Origin of the sequence: Streptomyces sp. NPDC096176 (assembly GCF_044763255.1) — a bacterium.
Taxonomy (GTDB): domain Bacteria; phylum Actinomycetota; class Actinomycetes; order Streptomycetales; family Streptomycetaceae; genus Streptomyces.
Genome location: NZ_JBIWFV010000012.1, coordinates 66,655 through 87,209, shown reverse-complemented (window position 1 = coordinate 87,209; position 20,555 = coordinate 66,655). Strand labels below are relative to the sequence as shown.

The 20,555-nt window shown below is 71.1% G+C and carries 18 protein-coding genes and 1 riboswitch; of the genes, 13 read left to right on the top strand and 5 right to left on the bottom strand.

Annotated elements, in window-relative coordinates; all coding sequences use genetic code 11:
- Positions 1-82 precede the first annotated feature (82 nt).
- Positions 83-958, top strand: coding sequence for an RNA polymerase sigma factor SigF (locus tag ACIQ7Q_RS28230; RefSeq protein WP_403867957.1), 876 nt, complete (start codon positions 83-85; stop codon positions 956-958).
- 285 nt (positions 959-1,243) lie between these two features.
- On the opposite strand, the gene ACIQ7Q_RS28225 is transcribed toward ACIQ7Q_RS28230, so the two are convergent.
- Positions 1,244-1,645, bottom strand: coding sequence for an ATP-binding protein (locus tag ACIQ7Q_RS28225; RefSeq protein ID WP_403867954.1), 402 nt, complete (start codon positions 1,643-1,645; stop codon positions 1,244-1,246).
- Between the two features lie 185 nt (positions 1,646-1,830).
- On the opposite strand from ACIQ7Q_RS28225, the gene ACIQ7Q_RS28220 reads away from it, so the two are divergent.
- The 4 genes from ACIQ7Q_RS28220 (at position 1,831) to ACIQ7Q_RS28205 (ending at position 6,569) form a co-directional block, all read left to right on the top strand.
- On the top strand, positions 1,831-3,945 hold the full coding sequence (locus tag ACIQ7Q_RS28220) for a nitrate- and nitrite sensing domain-containing protein (RefSeq protein ID WP_403867951.1): 2,115 nt from the start codon (positions 1,831-1,833) through the stop codon (positions 3,943-3,945).
- Between the two features lie 3 nt (positions 3,946-3,948).
- Complete coding sequence (locus ACIQ7Q_RS28215) at positions 3,949-4,317, top strand: DUF742 domain-containing protein (RefSeq protein WP_403867948.1); 369 nt, start codon at positions 3,949-3,951, stop codon at positions 4,315-4,317.
- 246 nt (positions 4,318-4,563) lie between these two features.
- Positions 4,564-6,018: an amino acid permease gene (locus tag ACIQ7Q_RS28210; protein WP_403867945.1), complete on the top strand. Its 1,455-nt coding sequence runs from the start codon at positions 4,564-4,566 to the stop codon at positions 6,016-6,018.
- Positions 6,019-6,116: 98 nt separating this feature from the next.
- Positions 6,117-6,569, top strand: coding sequence for an Lrp/AsnC family transcriptional regulator (locus ACIQ7Q_RS28205; RefSeq protein ID WP_356631500.1), 453 nt, complete (start codon positions 6,117-6,119; stop codon positions 6,567-6,569).
- Positions 6,570-6,601: 32 nt separating this feature from the next.
- Here the strand turns inward: ACIQ7Q_RS28205 and ACIQ7Q_RS28200 are convergent, their stop codons facing one another.
- Entirely contained in the window at positions 6,602-7,162 is a 561-nt protein-coding gene (locus ACIQ7Q_RS28200; RefSeq protein ID WP_403867942.1) for a Repetin, read from the bottom strand.
- A 306-nt stretch (positions 7,163-7,468) separates the two neighbouring features.
- Here ACIQ7Q_RS28200 and ACIQ7Q_RS28195 point away from each other — a divergent pair, with 306 nt between their 5' ends.
- Complete coding sequence (locus ACIQ7Q_RS28195; protein ID WP_403867939.1) at positions 7,469-8,263, top strand: carbon-nitrogen hydrolase family protein; 795 nt, start codon at positions 7,469-7,471, stop codon at positions 8,261-8,263.
- Positions 8,264-8,311: 48 nt separating this feature from the next.
- Complete coding sequence (locus ACIQ7Q_RS28190) at positions 8,312-10,006, top strand: flavin monoamine oxidase family protein (protein WP_403867937.1); 1,695 nt, start codon at positions 8,312-8,314, stop codon at positions 10,004-10,006.
- A gap of 121 nt (positions 10,007-10,127) precedes the next feature.
- Here the strand turns inward: ACIQ7Q_RS28190 and ACIQ7Q_RS28185 are convergent, their stop codons facing one another.
- Complete coding sequence (locus ACIQ7Q_RS28185; protein WP_403867934.1) at positions 10,128-10,832, bottom strand: DUF5995 family protein; 705 nt, start codon at positions 10,830-10,832, stop codon at positions 10,128-10,130.
- 99 nt (positions 10,833-10,931) lie between these two features.
- Complete coding sequence (locus ACIQ7Q_RS28180) at positions 10,932-12,371, bottom strand: uracil-xanthine permease family protein (protein WP_403867931.1); 1,440 nt, start codon at positions 12,369-12,371, stop codon at positions 10,932-10,934.
- Positions 12,372-12,536: 165 nt separating this feature from the next.
- Between ACIQ7Q_RS28180 and ACIQ7Q_RS28175 the strand changes: the two genes are divergently transcribed.
- Complete coding sequence (locus ACIQ7Q_RS28175; protein ID WP_403867929.1) at positions 12,537-13,820, top strand: alginate lyase family protein; 1,284 nt, start codon at positions 12,537-12,539, stop codon at positions 13,818-13,820.
- 59 nt (positions 13,821-13,879) lie between these two features.
- Here ACIQ7Q_RS28175 and ACIQ7Q_RS28170 read toward each other — a convergent pair whose 3' ends face one another.
- Positions 13,880-15,094: an MFS transporter gene (locus ACIQ7Q_RS28170; RefSeq protein WP_403867926.1), complete on the bottom strand. Its 1,215-nt coding sequence runs from the start codon at positions 15,092-15,094 to the stop codon at positions 13,880-13,882.
- Between the two features lie 107 nt (positions 15,095-15,201).
- On the opposite strand from ACIQ7Q_RS28170, the gene ACIQ7Q_RS28165 reads away from it, so the two are divergent.
- From ACIQ7Q_RS28165 to ACIQ7Q_RS28145, 5 genes are all read left to right on the top strand, one after another.
- Positions 15,202-16,374 carry an ROK family transcriptional regulator gene (locus tag ACIQ7Q_RS28165; protein ID WP_403867923.1) on the top strand — a complete coding sequence of 391 codons (1,173 nt, stop codon included), beginning with the start codon at positions 15,202-15,204 and terminating at the stop codon, positions 16,372-16,374.
- A gap of 192 nt (positions 16,375-16,566) precedes the next feature.
- A riboswitch (FMN riboswitch) is annotated at positions 16,567-16,697 on the top strand.
- A gap of 159 nt (positions 16,698-16,856) precedes the next feature.
- Entirely contained in the window at positions 16,857-17,951 is a 1,095-nt protein-coding gene (gene ribD, locus ACIQ7Q_RS28160) for a bifunctional diaminohydroxyphosphoribosylaminopyrimidine deaminase/5-amino-6-(5-phosphoribosylamino)uracil reductase RibD (protein ID WP_403867920.1), read from the top strand.
- Entirely contained in the window at positions 17,952-18,560 is a 609-nt protein-coding gene (locus ACIQ7Q_RS28155; protein WP_403867917.1) for a riboflavin synthase, read from the top strand.
- Positions 18,561-18,565: 5 nt separating this feature from the next.
- Complete coding sequence (locus ACIQ7Q_RS28150) at positions 18,566-19,210, top strand: nicotinamide riboside transporter PnuC (protein ID WP_403868308.1); 645 nt, start codon at positions 18,566-18,568, stop codon at positions 19,208-19,210.
- A complete protein-coding gene (locus ACIQ7Q_RS28145; RefSeq protein ID WP_403867914.1) occupies positions 19,207-20,496 on the top strand; it encodes a bifunctional 3,4-dihydroxy-2-butanone-4-phosphate synthase/GTP cyclohydrolase II in 1,290 nt (429 codons plus the stop codon). Before ACIQ7Q_RS28150 ends, ACIQ7Q_RS28145 begins: the two co-directional genes overlap by 4 nt.
- Positions 20,497-20,555: the final 59 nt, after the last annotated feature.

Genomic DNA, 20,555 nt, shown 5'->3' with positions numbered 1-20,555 from the left:
CCAACTCGATTGAGGGGGAATGCGTCCCGGCGACGGGGGTAGGCGCATTTCCGTACCGACATCGGAGCAAGGGGAGGACGAAGTGTCCACGGCGAGCACGGTCCCAACCGAATTCACGCAGCGTGGAGCGCAGGGCCCTGATGTGGCGCAGCTGGACCTTCCGGTCGTGGAGAACCCGGGGGAGGTCGCGCCGAAGGACGCACGCGAGATCTCCAAGGTCTTTTTCGTCCGGCTCGCCGAGCTGGAGGAAGGCACGCACGAGTACCAGTACGTGCGCAACACCCTCATCGAGCTCAACGTGGCACTGGTGAAGTACGCCGCCGGCCGCTTCCGTAACCGGGCCGAGCAGATGGAGGACATCGTCCAGGTCGGCACCATCGGCCTGATCAAGGCGATCGACCGGTTCGAGCTGAGCCGCGAGGTGGAGTTCGCGACCTTCGCCGTCCCGTACATCGTGGGCGAGATCAAGAGGTTCTTCCGCGACACCAGCTGGGCCGTGCATGTTCCGCGCCGCCTCCAGGAACTGCGGATCGACCTCGCCAAGGCGGTCGACGAGCTCTCGCAGAAGCTGGACCACACACCGACCACCGCGGAACTCGCCGAGTACCTCGGGATGGACGAGGAGGAGATCATCGAGGGCATCGTCGCGAGCAACGGCTACACGGCCGGCTCGATCGACATGCCCATGGATGACGCCTCCGACCACGCCTCGGTGCCGCTGTCCGACCGGCTGGGCGCGCCGGACGCCGACCTGGAGACGGCGGAGAACGTCCAGGCGCTCAAGCCGCTGATCGAGGAACTCGACGACCGCGACCGGCGGATCCTGCAGATGCGGTTCGGCGAGGAGATGACGCAGTCGGAGATCGGCGCGGAGCTCGGCGTCTCCCAGATGCATGTCTCGAGGCTGCTGGCCCGCATCACCGGCCGGCTGCGTGAGGGGCTGCTCGCCGTCGAGTGAGCTCGGCTGTGCAACGGGTGGTCGGCGTGGTCGGTCACCCGTCCTGATACCGATTCCCCCCACGGCAGAAGCGGCGTTCCGGGCAACCGGGACGCCGCTTCTGGGTGCGCGGTCACGTCCGCGGGCTTTCGTCCGCGGGCTTGCGAGCGTCGGGGGCTCGGATTCCGGGTGTGCGGTCACGTCCGTGGGCGCGTCGCGGTCTCGGGTTTCGGGTCACGCTGTGTGTCGGGCGGGTCGGTTCGGCGGCGGGTCGCATCGGCGGCCGCTCGGACCATCAGGCGGTGGTCAGCAGGCGGGGGCCGCCGGGCGCACCCACGTCGCCTCGACCCGCTTGCCGTAGGGGAGTTGGCGGACCTCGACCCGACCCGCGAGCTGATGCACCATGTGCCAGCCGAACCCACCGCCGCCCGTGAAGTCCGGCTTCCTGGCGACCGGCGGCTGTGGGCTGGAGTCGTCCATCTGGACCACCAGAGCGTCGTGCCCGGCCGTCAGGTGCAGCCGCCACCAGCCGGCGGTGTGCCGCACCGCGTTGGCCACCAGCTCGGTCACGACGAGCAGCACCGCGTCGGCGTCGACCCACGGGCAGTGCTGCAGCAGGAATTCCGCGGTGGCCGTACGGGCGCCCGCGCTGTGCCTGCTCTCCTGATGCGGCGATTCCTCAATCACCACATGTGGTTGTGCGTTCATCACCACTTCGCTTACCCAGAAGTCGCGGGAGTATCGGCACCGAGAACTGGCCGGATCGAGTTACTTCCGGAAACATTGCGCTGGGCATGCCAAGTCCCGTAGCTTGACGACCCCTACCGGAGGGTAACCACGGTCGGGCCGTCACCTCTTCCGCCCGCGTTGTTCCAGGTGCCCCGGGGGACCACATGCGCCGACGACTCCGCCGCCCGACGATCCGCGGCCGGATCGTGACGCTCACCGTCGTGCCGGTCGCCGCCCTCATGCTCCTCTGGGCCTTCGCCATGGTGTCGGTGACCGGCGACCTCCGGGCGCTGATCAGGGTCCAGGGGGTGTACGAGTCGTTCGGCACGCCCATCGACACCGCCGTGGGCCAGATCCAGATCGAACGACGTCTCACCGCCGCCTACCTCGGCGCAGGGCAGGGGAGCGACCGGGACGCCCTCGCCGCCCTGCTGGGGCAGCAGCGCGAGACGGACCGGACGGTGACCGCCATGCGGGAGGCGATCGGGAACGACGAACGGCGCGACGACCTCACCGGCCTGCAGCGGCAGTCGGTCGACGCGATGGCAGAGGCGGTCGACGGTCTGGAAGGACTGCGCGCGCGGGTGCTGGCCGGAAAGGTCGCCTGGGACGCGGCGATCTCCGAATACACGACGTTCGTCGAGCCGGCGTTCGACGTCCAGTCCTCGCTCACCGCGCTCCAGGCCGGCCGCCTCGCTCGGGAGGGCCAGGTCGTGATCGAGCTGGTGCGCGTACGGGAGTTCCTGTCGCGGGAGGACGCCTTCGTCGCCGGGGCCCGCGCGGCGGGGACTCTGACGGACCGGCAGTACGACTCGCTCACCGCGACCATCGAGGACCGGCGGGTCTTCCACCGCACCTACGTCCCCGACCTGCCGGGCGACTCCCGACGGCTGTTCACCGATTTCGAGCGCGGGGAGGAGTACCGCGCGCTCATGGCCGGCGAGGACGCTCTGCTGCGGGCGGGCGCGGACCGGGCGGGTGAGGCCATGGCCGCCGACTCCTGGCGCACCACCACGGACCGCGCGGTCAAGCGGTACATGCTGCTCTGCACCGAGGCTGCCCTGAACACCGCGGACCGCGGACGGGCTTACGCGTACCGGGAGATGGTCAAGGCCGCGGGCGTCGGCTTGGTCGGGCTCGTCGCTGTCGGCCTGTCGATCCGGCTCTCCATGGTCAGCGGGCGGCGCATTTCCCGGCGTCTCGAAGAGCTGCGCGACGCCGCCGACGTCCTGGCCACCCGGCGGCTCCCCGACGTGATGCGGCGGCTCGCGGCGGGCGAGCAGGTGGACGCGGCCGAAGCCGCTCCGCCGCTCGACTTCGGCGACGCGGCCGACGGGCGTGCGGAGGCCGACGAGATCGCCCAGGTGGGCCATGCGCTCAACGCGGCGCGTCTGGCCGCCGTCGAGGCAGCCGTCAAACAGGCGACGCTGCGCCGGGGCGTCTTCGCGGTGCTGCTCAACATCGCCCGGCGCAACCAGGCGCTGGTGCACCGGCAGTCCACACTCGTCGACACCCTGGAACGGCGCACCGACGACCCGGACGTGCTGGAGGACCTGTTCCGGATCGACCACCTGACGACCCGGATGCGCCGTCATGCGGAAGGTCTCATCATCCTGGCCGGGGGCGCACCGGGACGCCGCTGGCGCGAGCCGGTCCCTGTCGTGGACGTCGTCGCCGCTGCGGTCGGCGAGATCGAGGACTACACCCGGGTCGTCGTGCCGCCGATGCCGGCGGTCGGCATCGGGGCGGACGCGGTCGCCGACGTCGTGCACCTGATCGCCGAGCTCGTCGAGAACGCCACGGCCTTCTCCCCGCCCTTCACCCAGGTCACGATGCGGATGGCAGAGGTCTCCGGCGGTTTCGCCCTGGAGATCGACGACCGCGGGCTCGGCATGGACACGGCGGAGCTGGAGCGGGCCCACGCGGTGCTGGCCGGGCCGGGCGACTTCGACCCGGCGCAGGACGAGCGGCTCGGCCTGTACGTGATCGGCCGCCTCGCCGGGCGCCACGGCATCAAGGTGACGCTGACGAGATCACCGTACGGAGGAACGACGGCGATCGTGATGCTGCCGACGGCGGTCCTGGCCCCCGCGGACCCGCTCGCCCCGCCCGTCACCGGCACCTGGTCCCCGGCCGGTCCGAGGAGCGAGGAGTCGGCGGATCCGGTGGCGCTGCCCCAGCGGGTGCGGCAGACGTCGAGCGACCGGCCGCCTTTCGCGCAAGACCGGGACAGCGGTGTCGGCGGAAGCGGCGCAGAGGCGCCCGCGCGGGACGAGTAGCCCGTGGACGACCACTGGTACGAGGACGAGACGGGCTCCCTGGTGCGGCCCTACACCGTCACCCGCGGCCGGACGCGTCCCGACACCGGCATCCGCCTCGATCTGATGTCCCGGATCAGCGCGGTACCCGGCGCCGCACCCCGGCCGGGCCTCGACCACGCCCGCGTCTCCCTGCTGGACCTGGTGCGCGGTGCGCCCCGGCCGGTCGCCGAAGTGGCGGCGGACGCCGACCTGCCCCTCACCGTCGTACGGGTGCTGCTGGCCGACCTCGCCGCGCAGGGGCTGATCGAGGTGCGCCCGCGGGCCCGCTTCGCGGCCCCCGCCGATCCCCGGCTGCTCCGCGAGGTCGCGGAGCGACTGAAGCACTTGTGACACTCCCGTTCACCTCGGCGCAATGTTTCCCCGCGCCGCCCGTCAGCGCGCAATGATGGTCCGCCGATGCGCAACAACGATGCATTACGGCCGTGAGCAGCGGACTCGTAGGCTCGACCCCCGTACCAGGAGTGGCGGCGACCGTCTGCTCGGCGGTCCCTTCACCTATGCATGGGCTCTTCAGGCATGCTCGCGGGCCGCCGCGGGCTCGCCACCGCCGATCCGCAGCGATGAAGGAGCCCCGACGTGCAGGACACCGGCGCAGCGCCACCCATGACCGACCCGACGCCCGACAGGAGCCCGCGGCCGGGCGCCCGGCTGATGCGGCGCAAGCCCGTCGAGCGCCTGGTGGCAGAAGGCGGGCAGGGGGAGGGCGGCGCGCTGCGCCGCTCACTGTCCATGTGGCAACTGACCATGATCAGCATCGGTGCCACGCTCGGCACAGGCATCTTCGTCGTGCTCGGCGAAGCGGTTCCCAAGGCCGGCCCCGCCGTCACCGTCGCGTTCGTGATCGCCGGTCTGACCGCGCTGTTCTCGGCCCTGTCGTACGCCGAGCTGGCCGGCACCATCCCCGTCGCCGGCTCCTCCTACTCGTACGCCTACGCGACGATGGGCGAACTCGTCGCCTGGGTCTGCGGCTGGTGCCTGATCCTCGAGTACGGGGTGTCGGTCGCCGCCGTCGCGGTGGGCTGGGGCGAGTACCTCAACGAACTCCTCGACGGCACCCTTGGCGTCACCATCCCCGACGCCCTCTCCGCGCCGCCGGGTGACGGCGGGTTCTTCAACCTGCCCGCACTGATCGTCGTGCTGCTGGCCATGGTCTTCCTGCTCGGCGGTGCCCGCGAGAGCGCGCGGGCCAACACCGTCATGGTGATCGTGAAGATCGCCGCCCTGGTGCTCTTCTGCGCCGTGGGCGTCCAGGGCTTCCGCAGCGGCAACTACGAGAACTTCATGCCGCTCGGCATGGCCGGCGTCAGCGCCGCCGGAGCATCGCTGTTCTTCTCGTACATCGGCTTCGACGCCGCCTCCACGGCGGGCGAGGAGGCGAAGAACCCGCAGCGGGACCTGCCGCGCGCCATCATGCTCTCCCTGCTGATCGTCACCGTGCTGTACGTCCTGGTCGCGGCCGTCGCCGTAGGAGCCCGCCCGTGGAAGGGCTTCGGCGAGTCCGAGGCCGCGCTGGCCGGGATCATGGAAGACGTCACCGGACAGAGCTTCTGGGCCGTGCTGCTCGCCGCCGGCGCGGTCATCGCCATCGCCAGCGTCGTCCTGACCGTCCTGTACGGGCAGACCCGCATCCTGTTCGCCATGTCGCGCGACGGTCTGGTGCCCAAGGTGTTCTCCCGGGTGCACACGAAGACCGGTGCGCCCCGCGCCAACACGATCATCGTCTCGCTCTTCTGCGGAGGCCTGGCGGCCGCCGTCCCGCTCGGACGGCTGGCCGACGCCACCAGCATCGGCACCCTCTTCGCGTTCGCCCTGGTCAACGTGGCGGTCGTGGTGCTCCGCCGGACCCGCCCGGAGATGAAGCGGACCTTCCGGGTGCCGCTGTCGCCGCTGTTCCCGGCGATCGGCTTCGTGTTCTGCGTGTGGATGATGTTCAGCCTCGACACCATCACCTGGATCGTCTTCGGCGTGTGGATGGCGGTCGGCCTCGCCGTCTACTTCGGCTACGGCATGCGCAGGTCGGCCCTGCGCTGAGGGCCTGCGAGGGACGATGTCCTTCATGTCCCTGATGGATACTGTCCTGACCGGGAAGCCGCTCGCTTCCCGGCACGGACCGAGCATGGTGTTGAAAGTTGCTGAACGACCTCGACGAGCGCATCGTCCACGCCCTGGCGGAGGACGCCCGCCGCTCCTACGCCGACATCGGCGCCATGGTGGGGCTGTCCGCCCCCGCAGTGAAGCGGCGGGTCGACCGGCTGCGCGCCGAAGGGGCCATCACCGGCTTCACCGTGCGGGTGGACCCGAAGGCGCTCGGATGGGCGACCGAGGGATTCATCGAGATCTACTGCAGCCGCAACACGTCGCCGGAGGCGATCGAGCGCGGCCTCAAGCGCTACCCGGAGATCGCGTCCGCCTCCACCGTCACCGGTGAGGCGGACGCGATCGTCCAGGTCTTCGCCTCCGACATGCGCCACTTCGAGCGGGTACTCGAACGCATCGCGGGCGAGCCGTTCGTGGAGCGCACCAAGTCGGTCCTGGTGCTCTCCCCGCTGCTGCGGCGGTTCTCCTCGGGCGCGCCCGCGTAACGCCCGAGGACAGGCCCTCCCGCGGACAGGCCTCAGAGGGCCGGCTTCCAGGGCAGGACCTCGAAGTCCCCGGTGCCGGCCTTCACCTTCTCGAAGGGCGCAGAGCCCACGCACCGGGGAAGATCCGGGGCCTCCGCAGGGCTGCCGGTGGCGGCCCAGCTGTAGCCGAGGCGGTCCTTGCGGCCCGCGTCGTGGACCGTGATGCCGACCCTCTTGCCCTTGGCGCCCGTCAAGTCGCTCCTGGTGATGACGCCCGAGACGACGGCGACCTTGCCGCCGGTCAGCAGACAGTCGACCTCCGCCTCCGCGTAGGCGCCCTCGCCGTTCAGGTAGTGGCTGAAGCGGAACGTTCCCGTGGCCTTGGTCGGGTCGTTGTTGTCCTCGGCGGCCAGATGTGCGTCGAAGGTGAACGTGATGTCGTCGCCGAGCGAGCGGTACAGCTTGGCGGAGCCGGTCAGCGCCGCGGCCTCCCGCGGCTTTCCGCCGGTGCGGGAGTCGGCGGAGGCGGCGGCTGACCCCGCTGCCGCGGCGGTGATCAGCAGGGCGGCGCCGATCGCGGCGAGCTTCGTACGGCGTTGGACGGTGTGTTCCATGGAGCCCCCTTGGCAGGTTCTCGGACGTGGCCAACCCTTCCGCCCGCGCCGCCGCGGCCACATCGAACCGCGGGCGGGAGCCGTCTCGCCCGCACGGCTGCCCCGGCTACGACCTCGGTCGCACAGCCCCTGCCGACCACCCGCATGACCAGGCACGACGATGCGCGCAACGAATCGCCGCCCCACCCGCACACGACGCAACGGATCGACCGGCCGCGCGCAACGGTCGCGCCTTGTCCGGGCCGAGCGCCGGACCGTACCTTTTTAGTCGTCTCCCGTTCATCCGCCCCATGCCCGAGGTCACTCATGCCCCTGCGCACCGCCCTGCTCCAGAGTTCCGGCCGCCCGGGCTCGATCGCGGAGAACCTGAAGGTGCTGGACGAGGCAGCGGGGCGTGCCGCCGCAGCGGGCGCGGGACTGCTCGTCTGCCCCGAGATGTTCCTCACCGGCTACGCGATCGGTGACGACGTGCCGAAGCTGGCCGAACCCGCCGACGGCCCCGGCGCCGCCGCTGTCGCCGAGATCGCCGCCCGCCACGACGTCGCCGTGCTGTACGGCTATCCCGAACGGGCGGGCGAGGTGATCCACAACTCCGCCCAGCTGATCGACGCGTCCGGCGCGCGCCTCGCGAACTACCGCAAGACGCACCTGTTCGGCTGCTTCGAGCAGAAGTGGTTCACCCCCGGCGACCGGCCCGTCGTCCAGGCCGATCTCGACGGCATCCGCATCGGCCTGCTGATCTGCTACGACGTGGAGTTCCCGGAGAACGTCCGGGCGCATGCGCTCGCCGGCACCGACCTGCTGCTGGTGCCCACCGCGCAGATGCATCCCTTCCAGTTCGTCGCCGAGTCCCTCGTCCCGGTCCGTGCCTTCGAGAGCCAGATGTACGTCGCGTACGTCAACAGGACCGGTCAGGAAGGGGAGTTCGAGTTCGTCGGGCTGAGCTGCCTCGCGAGCCCCGACGGCGCCGTACGCACCCGCGCGGGCCGCGGCGAGGAGCTCGTGATCGGCGACGTCGACCCCGAGCTGCTGATCTCCTCCCGTGAGAACAACCCGTATCTGCGCGACCGGCGTCCCGGCCTTTACGGCTCCCTGGTCTGACCCCCTCCCGCCCCACCGCTCCATTTCCCCGCAAGGAGTCCGTACCCCATGACGTCCACGGTGCCCACCACCGCCGTCCAGCACAGCGACGATCAGCCGCCGATCACCATGTTCGGTCCGGACTTCCCGTACGCCTACGACGACTTCCTGGCCCACCCCGCCGGCATCGGCCAGATACCCGCGACCGAGCACGGCGCCGAGGTCGCGGTCATCGGCGGCGGCCTCTCCGGCATCGTCGCCGCGTACGAGCTGATGAAGATGGGGCTCAAGCCGGTCGTCTACGAGGCGGACCGGATCGGCGGCCGGCTGCGCACGGTCGGCTTCGACGGCTGCGACCCGGAGCTCTCCGCCGAGATGGGCGCGATGCGCTTCCCGCCGTCGTCCACGGCGCTGCAGCACTACATCGACCTGGTGGGCCTGACCACCCAACCGTTCCCCAACCCGCTCGCCCCCTCCACGCCGTCGACCGTCGTGGACCTCAAGGGCGAATCGCACTACGCGGAGACCATCGACGACCTGCCGCAGGTCTACCGCGACGTGATGGACGCGTGGAATGCCTGCCTGGAGGAGGGCGCCGACTTCTCCGACATGAACCAGGCCATGCGCGAGCGCGACGTCCCGCGCATCCGCGAGATCTGGGCCAAGCTGGTCGAGAAGCTCGACAACCAGACGTTCTACGGCTTCCTCTGCGACTCCGAGGCGTTCAAGTCGTTCCGCCACCGCGAGATCTTCGGCCAGGTCGGCTTCGGCACCGGCGGCTGGGACACCGACTTCCCCAACTCCATCCTGGAGATCCTGCGGGTCGTCTACTCGGAGGCCGACGACCACCACCGCGGCATCGTCGAGGGCAGCCAGCAGCTGCCGCTGCGCCTGTGGGAGCGTGAGCCCGCCAAGATCGTGCACTGGCCGATGGGCACGTCGCTGTCCACCCTGCACGACGGCGACCCGCGCCCGGCCGTCACCCGGCTCAACCGGACCGCCGGCAACCGGATCACGGTCACGGACGCGTCCGGCGACATCCGCACGTACCGGGCGGCCATCTTCACGGCCCAGTCCTGGATGCTGCTGTCCAAGATCGCCTGTGACGACTCGCTCTTCCCCATCGACCACTGGACGGCGATGGAGCGGACCCACTACATGGAGTCCTCCAAGCTGTTCGTGCCGGTCGACCGGCCGTTCTGGCTGGACAAGGACGAGATCACCGGGCGCGACACCATGTCGATGACGCTCACCGACCGGATGACCCGCGGCACGTACCTGCTGGACAACGGCCCCGACAAGCCGGCCGTCATCTGCCTCTCGTACACCTGGTGCGACGACAGCCTGAAGTGGCTGCCGCTGTCCGCGAACGAGCGGATGGAGGTCATGCTCAAGTCGCTCGGTGAGATCTACCCGAACGTCGACATCCGCAGCCACATCATCGGCAACCCGGTCACGGTGTCGTGGGAGAACGAGCCGTACTTCATGGGCGCGTTCAAGGCCAATCTGCCCGGCCACTACCGCTACCAGCGGCGCCTGTTCACCCACTTCATGCAGGACCGGCTCCCCGAGGACAAGCGCGGCATCTTCCTCGCCGGTGACGACATCTCATGGACGGCCGGCTGGGCGGAGGGCGCCGTGCAGACCGCGCTCAACGCGGTGTGGGGCGTGATGAACCACTTCGGCGGCACGACCGATCCGTCCAACCCGGGCCCGGGCGACCTCTACGACGAGATCGCGCCTGTCGAACTGCCCGAGGACTGACGGCGGGGCGCCCTGGTGGCCGGCCTCAGGGGCCGGCGCCAGGGCGTCAGCGGTCGCACGGCTCGGCGCCGGGGCGTCCGGGGCCGTACGGTTCAGCGCTGGCGCGTCCCGCTCGCACGGTTCAGCGCCACGGCGTCAGCAGACAGCGCCCGACCAGGCCGACGCCCGCGTCGAGACGCTCGGTGAACTCGTCGGCCAGGTCCGGCAGCTCCCGCAGCCCCCACAGCAGCCGCGCCGCCGACCAGGCGCCGTCGCGGGCCCGCTCGAGACTCCAGGCGCCCACCAGATGCGTCAGTGGATCGGCGATCTCGAGCAGATCGGGGCCGGGCATCAGATCCTCCCGGATCCGTTCCTCGAGCAGGACGAGGATGTCGCCGACGCGGTCGAACTCGCCTTCCAGGTCCGCGGGTTCGCAGCCGAGCGCATGGCAGGTGTCCACCACGGCGAGTGCGAGGTCGTGCCCGATGTGCGCGTTGATCCCCGCGAGGGCGAACTGCAGGGGCCGTACGCCGGGGTGGCGGCGGTACTGGAACAGCGGTCGCCAGCAGGCGGGCGGAGGCAGGCCGTCGGTGGCCGCGTCCACGGCCGTCAGATACCGCCGTGCGAACAGCACGTCGAGGGCGACGGCGGCTCGCCGGTCCGGGAACCGACCGGCGTCGACGTGCCGGACGATCTCCTCGGTGACCGCCAGATAGACCCGGTTGAACACGGCGACCCCGTCGCTCGCCGGCCATGCGGTGCCGAACGCGAGCATTCGCTCCATCACGGGATCGACCGCCGCCGGAGCGCACTCCGGCCGCTCCGCGAACTGTTCCGTCTGCGCCATGGGGGCAGCGTCCCAGCCCCCGGCACGTGGACGCGGTGACGGGCCGGAGCTTCCCCAAAAAGAGGGACGTTTCGCCACCGAGCCCTGCGGCCCGTCGCCTCAGTGGTGGGTGCCACCCGCGTCCGTGCCGCCCGCGTGCGGCCCTGCCGTGTCGGACCCGGCGTCGTAGGAGGAGGTGCCGGAGTCCAGCAGAGGTTCCTCCTCCTTCATCCTCTCCTTCATATGGGCGGGGGCGAAGGCGCGCAGCACGTGGTAGCCGGTGATGACGACGATGGTTCCGAGCGCGATGCCGCCCAGTTCGAAGTTGTCGGTGATCTTCAGGCTCACGCCGCCGACGCCGATGATGATGCCCGCCGCGGCCGGCACCAGGTTCAGCGGGTTGCGAAGATCCACCTTCGCGTTGATCCAGATCTGCGCTCCGAGCAGTCCGATCATGCCGTAGAGGATCACCGTGATGCCGCCCAGCACACCGCCGGGGATGGCGGCGACGACCGCTCCGAACTTCGGGCAGAGGCCGAAGAGCAGGGCGAAGCCCGCAGCGGCCCAGTAGGCGGCCGTGGAGTAGACGCGGGTCGCGGCCATGACGCCGATGTTCTCGGAGTAGGTGGTGTTCGGCGGACCGCCGACGGCGGTGGAGAGCATGGAGGCGGCGCCGTCGGCGGCGATCGCGGTGCCCAGCTTGTCGTCGAGGGGATCGCCGGTCATCTCGCCGACGGCCTTGACGTGGCCGGCGTTCTCGGCGATGAGCGCGATCACGACGGGCAGGGCGACCAGGATCGCCGACCACTCGAAGCTCGGCGCGTGGAACGAGGGCAGCCCGATCCAGTCGGCGCCGGCGACGGCGGACAGGTCGAGCCGCCAGTGGTCCACGGCCTCCGCGCCGCCGGCGGGGGAGTGGATCTTCCCGAAGACCAGGTCGAGTGCCCAGGACAGCGCGTAGCCGAAGATCAGGCCGAGGAAGATCGCGATACGGGAGAAGAATCCCCGTAGGCACACCACGGCGAGGCCGGTGAAGAGCATCACCAGCAGCGCGGTCCACTGGTCCTGCGGCCAGTACGTCGACGCGGTCACCGGCGCGAGGTTGAAGCCGATGAGCATGACGACCGCGCCGGTGACGATCGGCGGCATCGCGGCGTGGATGATGCGCGCGCCGAAGCGCTGCACGGCCAGACCGGCGACGAAGAGCGCGGCACCGACGACCAGCACCGCGCCGGTCACAGTAGCGCTGTCGCCGCCGGAGGCCCGGATCGTCGCCGCCACGCCGACGAACGAGAGCGAACAGCCGAGATAGCTGGGCACCTTGCCGCGGGTCGCCAGCAGGAAGATCACGGTCGCGACGCCCGACATCATGATCGCCAGATTCGGATCCAGCCCCATGAGGACCGGCGCCACGAAGCTCGCGCCGAACATCGCCACCACATGCTGGGCGCCCAGACCCGCCGTGCGGGGCCAGGACAGCCGCTCGTCGGGTCGTACGACGGCGCCGGGAGCGGGGGTCCGCCCGTCGCCGTGCAGGGTCCAGCGCACGCCGAGGTTCACGGGCCGCTCCACTTCTTCGGTCGTCGATGATCGGCGCAATGCTAACGGCCACGGCTGGATCCGCTTTCATCCGTGAATCCCGCCCGGTGCATTGCCGCGGCCACCAGGTAGCCCTACGCCCACACGGTCCCATCCATGAATTCTGTTCACATACATGGAGCCCCTATGAATGGAAGACCTCGGCGGCGCCTCGCGGCTCTGCTCACCGCCCTGACCGCCTGCGCCGCTGTCCTCGTGCCCGTCGCGTCGTCACAGGCCGCGGCGCAGGGAGCGCACCGGGCGCCCAGGACGGTGGTGATCGACGGCGAACGGCTCCAGCAGGGGAAGGCGCGTCTCGAACGCGGCGACCCCGCCCTGCGGAAGGCACTCGCGAGCCTGGTCGCGCGGGCCGACGGCCGGCTCGGCCAGGGACCGTGGACCGTCGTGGACAAACCCAGGCCCGCGCCCAGCGGTGATCCGCACGACTATCTGAGCCAGGCGCCCTACTGGTGGCCCTCGCAGCCCCGGACCCCGGACAACCCGTGGGGCTGCCCCTACGTCCGGCGCGACGGCGAACCCAACCCCGAAGTCGACACCGGTACCGACCGCCAGGACCTCGGCAGGGTCGTGGACTCCGCCACCACGCTGAGCCTCGCCTGGTACTACACGGGCGACCGGCGGTACGCCCGCCATGCCGCCGAGATCCTGCGCACCTGGTTCGTCGACCCGGCGACCCGGATGAACCCGAATCTGAACCACGGCCAGTTCATCCCCTGCAAGTACGACGGCCGGGCGATCGGCACCATCGACTTCTCGCAGCAGTACACCGGCGTACTGGACGCCATCGCGATCCTCGACACCGGGGCGCCCGGCTGGTCGCGGCGCGACAGCGCAGGGATGAAGGCGTGGAAGAGATCGTTCCTGGACTGGCTCGTCAACTCTCCCCTCGGCAAGGAGGAAGCAGCGGCGCGGAACCACCACGGCACCTTCCACGACATGCAGGTCGCCGCGCTCGCGCTCGCCATCGGCGACAAGGACCTGGCGCGCCGGACGGTGCTCGAGGCGCGCGGCAAGCGGATCGACCCGCAGATCGCGCCCGACGGCAGCCAGCCGCAGGAGCTCGCCCGTACCCGCAGCTGGCACTACTCGACCTTCGACCTCGTCGCCTACACCCGGCTCGCCGACATCGGCAGACACGTCGGTGTCGACCTGTGGGCGTACGAAGGGCCGCAGGGACAGAGCCTGTTCAAGGCGGTCGGCTATCTGCTGCCGGCCGCCACCGGCGCCGCTTCCTGGCCGCACCCGGAGCTGGAGTTCCATCGGTACGCGGCGAGCGACATCGTCCATGCGGCGGCCGACGCGGGGGACCGCAGGGCCAAGGCCGCCGTCCCGCTGCTCGAGACGCCGCCCGGAGGCGACCTCTGGGCGCTGCGGCCGGCCGCGGAACAGCTCGACTCGATCGCCGGCTGAGCGGTCACGCGAGCGACGAGTCGGCGCGGACTGCGGCACGCGCCGCACAGGCGGGCGGTTCAGAGCCGCGGGTCTTGGACCGTCTGCTCCACGGAGCCGGCCTTCGCGCTCTCCCGCCCGGCCGAACGCAGCACACCGGCGCCGAGCACCAGACCGAACGCCAGAGCAGTCACCAGGCCGAACGACACGACCAGGCTCGTCGCGTCCGCGACCGCGCCGATCGCGGACGGCGCGATCAGGCCCGAGGTGTAGGTGATGGTGGCGACGCCGGCGATCGCCTGACTCGGATTCGGTCCGCTGCGGGCGGCCGCAGCGAAGGCGAGCGGTACGACCACGGCTACACCGAGACCGATGAGCGCGAATCCGCAGAGGGCGAGTGCCGGATGAGGCGCGAGTACCACCATCAGTCCGCCGATCGTCGCCAGCACACCGCCGACCCGCACGGTCCGCACCGAACCGAAACGGTCCACGATCCGGTCCCCGGCGAGCCGCGCCACCGCCATCGTCAGCGCGAAGGCCGTGGTCGACGCGGCCGCGAGACCCGGTGACGTGTCGAGTACGTCCCGCAGGTAGACCGCGGACCAGTCAAGGCTCGCCCCCTCCGCGAACACCGCGCAGAAACCGATCGCGCCGATGACCAGCGCCGACCTCGGAGGAAGGGCGAACCGGGGCGGCGGCTCCTCGTCGGCCGAGCTGCGCAGGTCCAGTACGCCCTGACAGGCGATCAGCCCGAGCGCGGTCAGCGTCAGGGCCGCCAGGGTGTGGTGCAGCCGTGCGTCGCTGCCCAGATGCGCGGCGAGTGTGCCGCCCGCGGAGCCGATGAGCGCGCCCGCGCTCCACATGCCGTGGAGGCCGGACATGATCGAGCGGTCGAGACGATTCTCGATCTCCACGCCCAGGGCGTTCATCGCCACGTCGGACATGCCGGAGGTCGCGCCGTAGACGAACAGCGCGGCGCACAAGGCGAACAGGTTCGGTGCGAACGACGGCAGGATCAGGCTCATGGTCCACAGCGCGAGCAGACCGCGCAGCGCGGTACGCGCGCCGAAGCGGTGGCTGATCGCCCCGGCCAGCGGCATCGCGACGGACGCTCCGATGGCCGGGAAGGCGAGAGCGAGGCCGAGCTGACCGGCGCCGACCGCGGCATGGTCCTGGATCCACGGGATGCGCGTCGCGAAGCTGCCGGTCACGGCGCCGTGCACACAGAAGACGGCGGCGACGGCGAAGCGGGCGCGCTTCAGCTGCCGCAGTCCGACGACCAGTTCGCTCGACATGCGAAAAACCCCTCCCCGAGAACGTGGGAGCTAAACTATCAGGAACCCTGCCTGATAAATAGTGCCGCTGCCGACAGGCCGATCCACTCGTCTGGAAGGATTCCGGCATGCCCGCATCTCCGAGCACCGCCCGGGCCATCAACGACCGACATGCCCTGGAACTGCTCCAGCACGAGGGTCCGTTGACGGCAGGACAGCTGAAGACCATGACCGGCCTGTCCCGGCCCACCATCGCCGACCTCGTCGAAAGGCTCCAGGGATCGGGCCTCGTCCAGGTGGTCGGCGAGGCAGGCGCGCAGCGGCGCGGACCGAACGCCCGGCTCTACGGGATCGTCGCCGACCGTGCGCACCTCGCCGCGCTCGACGTGCGTACCCAGAGCGTGACCGTCGTCGTCGCCGACCTCCTCGGCGCCCGGCTCGCCGAGTCCTCCCTTCCCATCGGCGGCGACGTGGACCCCGGGCCGACGGTCGAGCGGGCCGCCGCCCTGGTGCAACGAACGGCCGCGGACGCCGGCGCCACCCGCCTGCACAGCGTCTGCATCGGCGCGCCGGGCCTCGTCGACCCCGCCGACGGCGAACTCCGCAACACCACCGGCCTCCCCGCCTGGCATCGGATGCTGGTCGCGGCCCTCCAAGGCCGGCTGCCCGCCCGAGTGATCGTCGAGAACGAGACCAACCTCGCGGCGTTCGCCGAGCAGCGCCTCGGCGCGGCGCGCGACCGCGACACCTTCGCCTACCTCTGGATCGGCCACGGCATCGGCGCGGGCATCTTCCTCGACGGCCGGCTGCGCAGAGGGGCGTCCGGCGGCGCGGGCGAGATCGGCTTCCTGCCGGTGCAGGGGGCGGCTGCCATGCCCTCCGCGGTCGACTGCGGCGGCGGCTTCCACTCGCTGGCCGGGTCGGCGGCGATCTGCGCGCTGGGGGAGGAGTACGGGATCGCCGCCGCCTCCGGGACGCAAGGGCCGGCCGCGGCGGGCGTCGTCAGGGCGGCCGTGGCCGAGCGCCGCGACGACTTCCTCGACGCCCTCGCCCACCGCCTCGCCCTCGGCGCGGCCGCGGTCGCCTCGGTGCTCGACCCAGGGTTCGTCGTCCTCGGCGGAGAGGTCGGCCACGCGGGGGGCGAGGCTCTGGCGTCGCGCGTGGAGGAGCGGCTGGCGGCGATCTCGCCGCTGCGGACGGATGTCCGGGCGGGCGCGTTGGGGGGCGAGGCGGTGCTGAGCGGGGCGCTGCTGACGGCGGGGGAGGCGGCGCGGGGGGAGCTGTTCGCGGGAGCGGGGTGACAGGTGGGTGGGGCGGGGGCCTGCGCTCCTGTCGGGGCTCCGCCCCGGCCCCCGCGCCTCAAATGCCGACGAGGCCGGATGTGCCGGCCGGCGGTTGGACAGCCACCGGTCCGTATCTGCTTGTGAGCCAGTCCACAGCAATCACTCGCATGGGCCACCGGGAGACATGGCACACTGGCCCTGTATCAGCAGCAGCGCACTCCGGGGTCGGTGCAATTCCGAACCGGCGGTTACAGTCCGCGACCCGTCCGCAGCCAGCGGCCGGTTGACCAGGTGAAATTCCTGGACCGACGGTTAAAGTCCGGATGGGAGGCAGTGCGCGGCGGGTGACACCGGCAGGTGTTCGCCGGCCGACTGTCGGTCGCCGTTTCCACGGGCGGCCGTCGTATTCGGCGTAGGCGTCCCTGGCCGTGGTGTTCTTCCCGCTCTCTGTCGTCATCGACAGGCCCCGGAGTCCGTGCCCGAAGAGGCAGGAGGACCCGGTGGCCACCGCAGCCGACACCGACGCGATGCGGCGAGCGATCACGCTCGCCGCCCGCGGACTCGGCTCCACCAGCCCCAACCCGGTCGTCGGGTGCGTCATCACCGATGCCTCGGGACACATCGTCGGCGAGGGCTACCACCAGCGCGCCGGCGGACCGCACGCCGAGATCCACGCCCTCCGCGCGGCCGGCGTCCTCGCTCGTGCCGGCACCGCGTACGTCACCCTCGAGCCCTGCAACCACACCGGCCGCACCGGCCCCTGTGCCCAGGCCCTGATCGAGGCCGGTGTCGCCCGCGTCGTGTACGCGGTCGGCGACCCGAACCCGCAGGCCACCGGCGGCGCCGACACCCTGCGTGCGGCCGGAATCGAGGTCGGGCACGGTCTGCTGGAGGGCGAGGCCGAAGCCGGCAACATCGCCTGGCTCACCTCCGCGCGCCTCGGCCGCCCGTACGTCACCTGGAAGTACGCCGCCACCCTCGACGGCCGCATCGCGGCCGCGGACGGCAGCAGCCGATGGATCAGTTCGGCCGAGTCCCGTGCCGACGTCCACCGGCTGCGCGCCGAGTCCGACGCGGTCGTGGTCGGCTCCGGCACGATGCGTTCCGACGACCCTCATCTCGCGGTGCGCGGCATCGAGGGCGCCGCTCAGCCGCTGCGCGTCGTCGTCGACACCGAGGCCGCCGCGGTGCGACCCGGTGCCCGCGTCCTGGACGACGCGGCCGACACCGTGGTCGTCGTCGCCGACGACCTGGAGCCCGAGGAGTTCACCCGGACCGGAGCCGGCGAGGTGTGGAGCCTGAAGCGCGGGTGTCGCGGGATCGACATCCGGGAACTGCTCCGCAGCCTGCACGAGAGCGGAGTCCGCTCCGTACTCCTCGAAGGCGGCCCGACCCTCGCCGGCGCCTTCGTCGCCGCCGGCACCGTCGACCGCGTCATCGGCTACATCGCCCCCGTACTGCTCGGCGCGGGTCCCGCCGCCCTCGCCGACGCCGGAATCACCACCATCACCGAAGCGTTGCGGCTCGACGTGACAGAGACCGTCCGCATCGGCCCCGACCTGCGCGTCACCGCGACCGTCTCCAAGGGAGCTTGAGTGTTCACCGGAATCGTCGAAGAACTGGGTGAGGTCACCGCCGTCGAGGACCTCGGCGACTCGTCCCGCTTCCGCCTGCGCGGCCCGATCGTCACCGAGGACGCGAAGCACGGCGACTCCATCGCCGTCAACGGCGTGTGCCTGACCGTCGTCGAGTCCGGCGACGGCGAGTTCACCGCCGACGTGATGGCGGAGACGCTGAAGCGCTCCAGCCTCGGCGCGCTCCGGCCGGGCTCCCGGGTCAACCTCGAGCGCCCCACCGCCGTCGGCGCCCGGCTCGGCGGCCACATCGTCCAGGGCCACGTCGACGGCACAGGCACCGTCATCGAGCGCACCCCGTCCGAGAACTGGGAGATCGTCAGGATCTCGCTGCCCTCCGGGCTCGCTCGATACGTTGTCGAGAAAGGCTCGATCACGGTTGACGGCGTCAGCCTTACCGTGGTCGAAGCGGGACCCGACACCTTCACGATCAGCCTCATCCCCACCACGCTCGCGCTGACCACGCTCGGCATCAAGCAGCCCGGCGACCCGGTCAACCTCGAGGTGGACGTCATCGCCAAGTACGTCGAGCGGCTGCTCGGCGCGAACGCCGAGGAGAGTGCGAAGTGAGCGCCGTGTCCTGGCTCAACTCCGAGGCGTTCACCGCCTTCGACCAGCACATCAAGTGGTCCGACATGATCGGCAACATCGTCGGTCTGGTCGCCCTCGCGCTCGGCTGGCGGCGCTCCATATGGACCTGGCCCGCTCAGTTCGTCTCCGGCGTCATCCTCTTCGTCGCCTTCGCCTCGTCCCATCTGACCGGCAGCGCCGGCAAGCAGATCGTCGTGATGGCCGTCGCGGCCTGGGGCTACTGGCAGTGGACCCGCGGCCGGCGGCAGGCGCAGGACGGCTCGATCGCCGTCAGGTTCGCGACCTGGCGCGAGCGCGGCTGCCTGCTGGGCGGCGCCGTCGTCGGAACCCTCGCCGTCGGCGGCCTGTTCACCCTGTACCCGTCGCTGTCGTGGGACCCGTGGCCCGACGCGTACATCTTCGTCGGCACGCTCGTCGCGATGTTCGCCCAGGCGCGCGGCATGGTCGAGTTCTGGTTCGCCTGGCTGCTCGTCGACCTGGTCGGCGTCCCGCTCAACTTCGCCAACGGATTCGCCTTCTCCGGCTTCGTCTACGTCGTCTACGGCGCGCTCGTCCTGTGGGGCCTGCGCGACTGGTGGCTGCGCTCCCGGACGAGCGCCGAGCCCACCCTGGAAGGAGCGGCAGCATGACTGCACTGCCCACCTGGTACTCCACCGACAACATCGAGGACCTCTCGCTCGACCCCGTCGAGCAGGCCGTCCGCGACATCGCCGCCGGCCGGCCCGTCGTGGTCGTCGACGACGAGGACCGGGAGAACGAGGGCGACCTCGTCATCGCCGCGGAGAAGGCCACGCCCGAGGTCGTCGCGTTCATGATGAGCGAGTGCCGCGGCCTGATCTGCGCCCCCATGGAGAACGACGAGCTGGAGCGGCTCGAACTGCCCCAGATGGTCGGCCGCAACACCGAGTCGATGCAGACCGCCTTCACCGTCTCCGTCGACGCCGGACCCACCTACGGCGTCACCACCGGCATCTCCGCCGCCGACCGCGCCACCACCCTCCAGCTGCTGGCCGGCGGCCAGGCCGGCCCCGCCGACTTCGTACGGCCCGGCCACGTCTTCCCGCTGCGCGCGAAGCCCGGAGGCGTTCTCAGCCGCCCCGGACACACCGAGGCCGCCGTCGACCTCGCCCGTCTCGCGGGGCTGCGCCCGGCCGGCGCGATCGTGGAGATCGCCGGCGAGGACGGCGTGATGCTGCGACTGCCCGAACTCGTCCCGTTCGCCCGCAAGCACGGCCTGACGATCATCTCCATCGAGGACCTGATCGCCTACCGCCGCAGCTCGGAGCCCACCGTCAAGCGCGAGGCCGAGGTCCACCTGCCCACCTCCGCCGGGGAGTTCACCGCCTTCGGCTATCGCTCGACCGTCGACGGGATCGAGCACGTCGCGCTCGTCCACGGCGACATCGGCGACGGCGAGGACGTCCTGGTGCGCGTCCACTCCGAATGCCTCACCGGCGACATCTTCCACTCGCTGCGCTGCGACTGCGGCCCGCAGCTCAACGCCTCCATGGAGCGCGTCGCGGAGGCCGGCCGCGGAATCGTCGTCTACCTGCGCGGCCACGAGGGCCGCGGCATCGGGCTGCTGTCCAAACTGCGCGCGTACGAGCTCCAGGAGCGCGGCCGGGACACCCTCGACGCCAACCTCGAACTCGGCCTGCCCGCCGACGCCCGCGACTACGCCGCCGGCGCGCAGATCCTCGAGGACCTCGGGGTGCGCAGCGTGCGGCTGATGACCAACAACCCCGACAAGTCCGCCGCCCTCGTCAGGCACGGCATCACCGTCCTCGGACGCGAGTCGATGCCCGTCCAGGCCGGCGAACACAACATCCGGTACCTGCGCACCAAGCGCGACCGGATGGGCCACGACCTGCCCTGGCTCGACGCGGTCACCGCGACGACCTGCGGCAACCAGTAGTTCCGCGCGATCGACAAGACCGGTTCTGCGCGGCCGGCAAGACAGACACGGCTAGTACG